Here is a 6,673-nt window from a genome sequence, read left to right as displayed (position 1 = left end):
CTGTCCCAAAATGTGCTGAAAAACTGAATAAATTCATATCTAATTGTTTGATTACTACAAATATACAAAAGTTATGATAAATTACGGATATTCATTTATATTTTAATGATTCTTTATGGTAAAAAAATAATTTTAGATAATTTTCTTGTCAAATCTTTAACCGCAAAAGTCATTATTTACAAAATTATTATTTGGACTCTGTTTTTCATCACCATTTTGTATTCCATATATATTGAAAATAGGAAATTTACAGAATGGAAAGACTTAAAATATAAACCTTTATTTTATTTAAAAACAATATTTTTTACCATCATTGCTTTCGCTGTAATAGGTATTGGGACTTCCAATTTGCTGCATTATTTAGGCTTTTCATCACAAACATCAGAAGATTTAAGTGAATTATTAAAGCAATATCCTATTTTTATTTATATCTCATCAATTACTGCAGGTATTGTGGAAGAGTTTATTTTTAGAGGGTATATGATGACAAGAATTTATTCTATTTCCGGGAATAAATTGGGTGCTGTGTTGATATCATCTGTTATTTTTTCGGCTGCACATTATTCTTATGGAACTATGTTTATGTTGATTCAGCCTTTTATATTCGGGTCGATTTTCGCAATTTTGTATTTCAAATATAGAAATATTAAAGTTTTGATTATGATTCATATTTTGTGGGATGTGATAATCCAGTATCTTTACTAAAGTTTTTACTAAAAAATTAGCAGTTTTGACGAAGTTTTTTTCAGCACTCCAATCTTTTCCCAAAATTCTACTGCACATTTTAGCCTGGAGCATTTATATAATATATACTTACTGTCTTAATTTAATGACGAATGAAAATGTTCATATTATAGATGTTTTAGCGATGAGCCTTCCTCTGATTTTATTTTTTTACTTGTGCGTTTACGGATTTTCATTATCGAGTAAGAGTAAAGTTTTAATGGCGATTTATTTTCTGGGGATATCTGTTAGCCTTTTTGGTGGAGGATATTTGTTGATTGATAATGTGTTCCCAAGATTTGGAATTAATATTAAATCCGATTCTTTTTCTTTTGCGGCATATAGCCAGGAGGTTATTATTGCAACTTTTAAATTTTTTGTTTACGCTTTGCTTTATTTTGTGATTGTGGAATGGTTTAAAACACAGCAAAACCTCAAAAATTCGGAATTGGAACGTTTGAAATTAGACGATTTGAAGAATAAAAAAGAACTTGAAACCATCAAATATCAATATGCATTTTTACGCACTCAGATTAATCCCCATTTTCTGTATAATACACTCAATGTTTTGTTCTCCCAAGCTCAAAAACTAATATTGAACAATAAAAGGACAAATTATTGAATAAAAATTACTATTTTAATTGCTATATTTAGTACACCTAAACAAAAATTATTATGAAAAAGAACATTTACTTAATTGCAGCAATGCTGTTTTCTTTATTCTATCAAAGTCAAACCTACACCTACCAGTGGGCAAAAACAGGAGGCGCTGTCAATGGAAGCGGAAGCATAGGATTTAATCAATCTGATGACGAGCATATTTTAGACATTGCAGTTGATAATCAAAATAACAGCTATTATATTACTTCTATGTATAGTAGTTCTCCTTTATTAGATGGTCAGCCGGTCACTAATTATGGAGGTAAAGATATTGTGTTATTCTCAACCGACTGCATGGGCAATGTCCGTTGGAAAAGAACGATTGGTGGAGGTAGCCAATCGGAAAACACACAGAAAATTGTTTTGGATAATAATGGAGGTCTTTATTTGACTTTTGGCGTTGGTAATACCTCTAGTGGAGGGCAATATTTACCACCTCGTTTCGGGGATAATGATGCATTACCACAGCTAGGTAACGATCCCTTTCAAGCTGGACCTGCTTTTAGATTTGGTTTTTTATTAAAATATAATACTTCTGATGGAAATTTAGTCTGGAGAAAAGATTTTCAAGGGGACGTAAATATTCAAAACTACGCGATGGATTTCAGTCCACCACTGATTGATTCACAAAGTAATATTCATGTCATATGTGGATTTCAATATGGAACACATTTAAATGGTATGATTACCGTTCCAAGTACTTATAATACCATACAAAATTATCAATATTATGTAGTGAAGTATGACACGGCAGGAAATATAGTAGGTACTCCTTCGCTCCTTCCAATAGCTGGAAGCACCAATTTCCGCATCGGTTATCTAAATTGGATGTATGATGAAGCTAACAGTCGCTACTATCTTGCAGGCTCTAGAAACACAGAGGGAAGTGGATCAAATGGTAATGCACTTTCATATAATAATGTTCCGATTAACAACTCTGGTTTTTTACTTGCATTCAGCAGTACAAATTATAATGAACTTTGGAGAAGAGAATTTGTGACCAGCGCAAGTCAGGGATTTAATTTTATCTATGGTTTAAAGAAAGACCCTACAACGAGTGATATTTATCTTTCCGGAAAAATAGGTAAATCAACTAATACAGTTTCTTTTGGCAGTGATTATAATTTTACAAGTCCTCTAATAGGATCCATTAGTTTTGTAATGAAGTTGGCAACAACCAACACCTCAAGTAATATTATTTGGAGTACATCTCCAACTTCTTTATCTGACGGCTCTACTCAAGTTGGAATGTAAAACGTCCGTATGCCTATCGTTATCAAAGGCAATGAAGTTCTTTTTGCCAAGGGAAGCATCAGAGAAGTTTGGGGAGCGTATTCTATGGTGCGTCCGCTAAACGACAGTACGGATCCTTTGCTTGTATTATTAAATAAAGATACCGGAGCCGTAAATGGGACTTATGAGGTACAGGGCGACTATGGTCAACATGATCATTTTACTGCTGTGGCTGTAGATAACGACAATAACATTATGTTGGGTGGATTTATACATTCACAACTGTTTACTGCGACAAATGATAATGTTGCAACAATAAGCAACGCATCGGGAAGTACTAAATCAGACTTTTTCTTTGCAAAACTTGCCAATGTTGCGTGCTCTACAATGTCGGTAGAAGAAACTTCTGTAGAAGCTGGTTTACAGTTTTATCCTAATCCAGTTCAGGATTTCCTAACAATTAAAAGCAAAAATAAACTTGAAAGCTACGAAGTGTATTCTTCAGTTGGGCAAACAGTTTTAAGAGGAAATTTGGGGAATACTAATGTTCAAATTAATATGAGTGCTTTGACAGCGGGAGTTTATTATGTGAAAGTGAAAACTGAGAAGGCTGTGGTGACGGAGAAAATTTTGAAAAAGTAAAATCATAGGACTAAAATATCTAAACCGCAAAGATTTCGTCTTTGCGGTTTTTTAATGGAAGTAGAATTTAAATTTAGCATGTCAAGGTAGTTATTTAGGATTTTTAAAACTACTCTAAAATGTAGGGCTTTATCAAAAACCTATATTTAATTTGCACAGTCTTGTAAGAAATGTAGTGTTTTCTAATCAGGTATTTTTTACATCTGATCAAGATTTTATGTCTGAAGTACGAAGATTGTTTGTTTGACCTAGGTAAAAAGATTCATAAAGAAATCAAAAACCTTAACGTAATTTATACAGGTTTTTTAACAACCTCTATTTATTTTACACTGGATACTTTCCAAGCCTATAGTTATTTTATATTCTTTAGTTAAACTGATGTAAATGATTTTATAAAATGTATAATCTGATTTTCTTGTTTTAAAAGCGAAGATGAATTGATAAATAAGTAATTTTAATTTTCTGACTTTTTTACAAAAAAAAAGCAAGTTTTTGTACAGTTGGTACAGTTGCAAGATGTGTCTTTGTACCCACAAATTTTCAGCAAATTTCTGATTTCAATGACTCACTTGCCTTTTTGACAAAAGGGAGAAAGACGGCGGAACTTGTTTTTCTATTTTTTTTCTGAACTCAGTTTAGCTACCATAATAATCCATTTTATTCTTTTTTAGATTTTTCACAATCCAGATTTATCCAGATTGTTCTTATGTAATCCAAGCAGCTTTTTATCTATTGTTTAGATAATTGTTATACTCCAACTTTGCAGAAGAAATATTAATCAAAAAAGCAATGAACAGATTATTTTATCTTTTAATATTTAGTCTAGCCATTAACCTAAGAGCTCAAGTCGGAATCAATACTGATGAACCTAAAGCTACTTTGGATGTTGTTGGTAAACCTGATATTCAAAATCAGTTTGATGGACTCATTCCACCAAGAATAACAGGTAACCAACTTGCCAATAAGAATTATTCAGCATTACAGAAAGGAGCCATTGTTTATATTACACAACCCGCAACCAATCTCTCGGGACAGGTTATTCATATTGTTGAGGAAGGATATTACTATTTTAATGGACAGTACTGGAGTCAAATTTATAAAGAACCTATGTTCTATGATGCTCTGATTGTTTTGGATGAAACTCTTACCGCAAATACTATTACGGAGCAGACTTCATGGAGTAGTTATCTTCCGTTTCCAACAAATCCTCGTCAACACACATTGGCAACAAAAATTTACAGGTTGGGAACTTCAGGTCTTGGAATATCAGGAGAGATTGATGCCAGACGAATTGGAACAATTGGATACTTGGATGTTAACATCAATTGCTCAATTCCATTTACTTCAAATTATCTATCATTCAATTTATCTAAGCCATTACGAGATTTAGGATTTATGTCAGATGGAAGTGTAGGATCAATTAACAATATTTTGGTGAGCGGTAGTCCTACTACAGGAGGATTAGGAATGGAACAAGGAATAGTGTCACTGACGAATGTAGATTTCAATTTGCTTTTATGGAAAAACCAGATAGAAAAATTTAGTGGAGCTATCAGAGGCATGACTACTTTTCCAATCAATTATTTGAATGTGGTGGAGTGACAAAGGAAGAAGGGGCAGAGAAGAAGGATTTTATTAAGATAAGAATTTCTCCTATCCAAAAAGCTAAATGGAAAAAAGCCTGTTCAGACAAAAAGATCTCTCTTACGAGTTTAGTTATCAACTCGGTTGAGGATAGAATAATGGATGATGAACGAAGAGAGATTATTGGATTTATTGAGAAGCAGGACAATATTTTCGTCAAGATTGAGACTAACATCAATCAAATCGCAAGAATTGTAAATACTCAAAAGTTTATGTCTGAATCAGAATTTGAATATTTCAGGAGGCAGTTAGAAAAAATTACCTTTCTGAAAGATCAGCAAAATGAAATATTCCTAAAGATCTATTCATTCCTTGCCGATGATTGTTAAGATATTGGGATCTGCAAGTTCAGATTTTCATGGTGTACAATACAACGATAAAAAAGTTGAGAAAGGAAAAGGGGAACTCATGTTAATGAAGAATTTTCCTTCTTTTATCAATGAAAAGAGTAAACCGGAAGATGTTAGGAATTATTTAAAGTCTATCTCAAGGAATGAGAATGTTAAAAAGCCTCAGTTTCATGCTGTGATCTCAACCAAGTTTCAGGAACATTCTAAGGATGAAATTACTCGGATAGCTGAAGATTTTATGAATGGAATGGAGTATGAGAAACAGCCTTTCATAGTAGTTTTTCATAACGATACAGAAAATAATCATGTGCACATCGTTTCAACAAGGGTTAACAAGCAGACCGGACGGAAGATAAACGATAGTTACGAAAAGCTTAAAGCTCAAAAGGTTTTAGCTGAGACTCTTGAGAAACTTTACGGAATTGATGAAGATGCAAAACTTAATAATTTACTGAATTACAGTTTTGGTTCTCTTAACCAATTGGAGATTTTGCTCAATAGAAGTGGTTTTAAAATATCCAGGGATAAAAACAATGAGCATGTATTAAATATTCTAAAGAACGGTGTTGTACAACGAAAACTTTCGGGAGATTCACTGGTTTTTAATGATAAAAAGAATATAAAGAGAATAAGTCAGCTCAGAGCGATTCTTGCCAAATACAGCAGGATTCACTCAAATAAGGTTTTTAAAGTTGAAGATTTTAGAAAGTATGAATCCCTGCTTCCTGAAAACAAAAGAAGATCCAAGGAAGACATTATTCCGGTTATTGAATTTGATAGCGAGCTTCAGAAAAAACTTAGGGATGTATTTGGGCTGGATATCGTTTTTCATCACAAAGATAACAACCAGCCCTTTGGCTACACAGTGATTGATCACAAAGATGGAGCTGTTTACAAAGGAAGTGACATCATAAAAATGAAAGAATTGTTTGAATTTACTTCTGATAAAATAGATAAGCGACTGTTTGAAAGTATAAAGGATTTTAATATTCCTAACTATGAAATAAAAAAATTGATGTTGGACTTTTTACAGGCGAAATATCCTGAAAATAATATGAAGGACTTTATGCTTTTTAGCAATAAAAAACTAAAAAATAAAGAAGTATTCATGCGCATCCGAAATGATGTAAAAGACTATATAAAAACTCAAAACAGAGCTGATATAGGGATTGTAACCAATCGAGATGGAAAATATTATGCTATTCATTCAAGACTTCATTACATCGGAGAGCTAGAAGCTATTATTGGAGAAAATCTGTATCAGAAATTTTTAAATACTCAGGTAACAGATTTAAAAGAAGACCAAAGTAAAACGAAAAATGTTTGTACGTCTTCAAACTAACTTGGACATTTTGGAATAAATCCTTAAGGAGTATTTAGGGTTATAAATTTATAAATTTCTGTTGAAAATACAACTGTCT

At 32.3% G+C, this 6,673-nt stretch carries 7 protein-coding genes; all 7 read left to right on the top strand.

The window, feature by feature from the left end; all coding sequences use genetic code 11:
• The first annotated feature begins 216 nt into the window (after positions 1-216).
• Positions 217-705, top strand: coding sequence for a CPBP family intramembrane glutamic endopeptidase (locus IV513_RS14660; RefSeq protein WP_209391304.1), 489 nt, complete (start codon positions 217-219; stop codon positions 703-705).
• Positions 706-829: 124 nt separating this feature from the next.
• The gene (locus IV513_RS14655) at positions 830-1,345 is read left to right on the top strand and encodes a histidine kinase (protein ID WP_209391303.1); all 516 of its coding nucleotides are present in this window, start codon (positions 830-832) and stop codon (positions 1,343-1,345) included.
• Between the two features lie 53 nt (positions 1,346-1,398).
• Positions 1,399-2,637 carry a hypothetical protein gene (locus tag IV513_RS14650; protein WP_209391302.1) on the top strand — a complete coding sequence of 413 codons (1,239 nt, stop codon included), beginning with the start codon at positions 1,399-1,401 and terminating at the stop codon, positions 2,635-2,637.
• A 9-nt stretch (positions 2,638-2,646) separates the two neighbouring features.
• Positions 2,647-3,258: a T9SS type A sorting domain-containing protein gene (locus IV513_RS14645; protein WP_209391301.1), complete on the top strand. Its 612-nt coding sequence runs from the start codon at positions 2,647-2,649 to the stop codon at positions 3,256-3,258.
• A gap of 789 nt (positions 3,259-4,047) precedes the next feature.
• Positions 4,048-4,860, top strand: coding sequence for a hypothetical protein (locus IV513_RS14640; RefSeq protein WP_209391300.1), 813 nt, complete (start codon positions 4,048-4,050; stop codon positions 4,858-4,860).
• Positions 4,857-5,231, top strand: coding sequence for a hypothetical protein (locus IV513_RS14635; protein ID WP_209391299.1), 375 nt, complete (start codon positions 4,857-4,859; stop codon positions 5,229-5,231). Before IV513_RS14640 ends, IV513_RS14635 begins: the two co-directional genes overlap by 4 nt.
• Positions 5,221-6,594 carry a relaxase/mobilization nuclease domain-containing protein gene (locus tag IV513_RS14630; RefSeq protein ID WP_209391298.1) on the top strand — a complete coding sequence of 458 codons (1,374 nt, stop codon included), beginning with the start codon at positions 5,221-5,223 and terminating at the stop codon, positions 6,592-6,594. The genes IV513_RS14635 and IV513_RS14630 overlap by 11 nt, the downstream gene beginning before the upstream one ends.
• Positions 6,595-6,673 lie beyond the last annotated feature (79 nt).

This window comes from Chryseobacterium sp. RR2-3-20 (assembly GCF_017808115.1).
GTDB classification, from domain to species: domain Bacteria; phylum Bacteroidota; class Bacteroidia; order Flavobacteriales; family Weeksellaceae; genus Chryseobacterium; species Chryseobacterium oryzae.
This window is presented reverse-complemented; position numbering and strand designations above follow the sequence as displayed.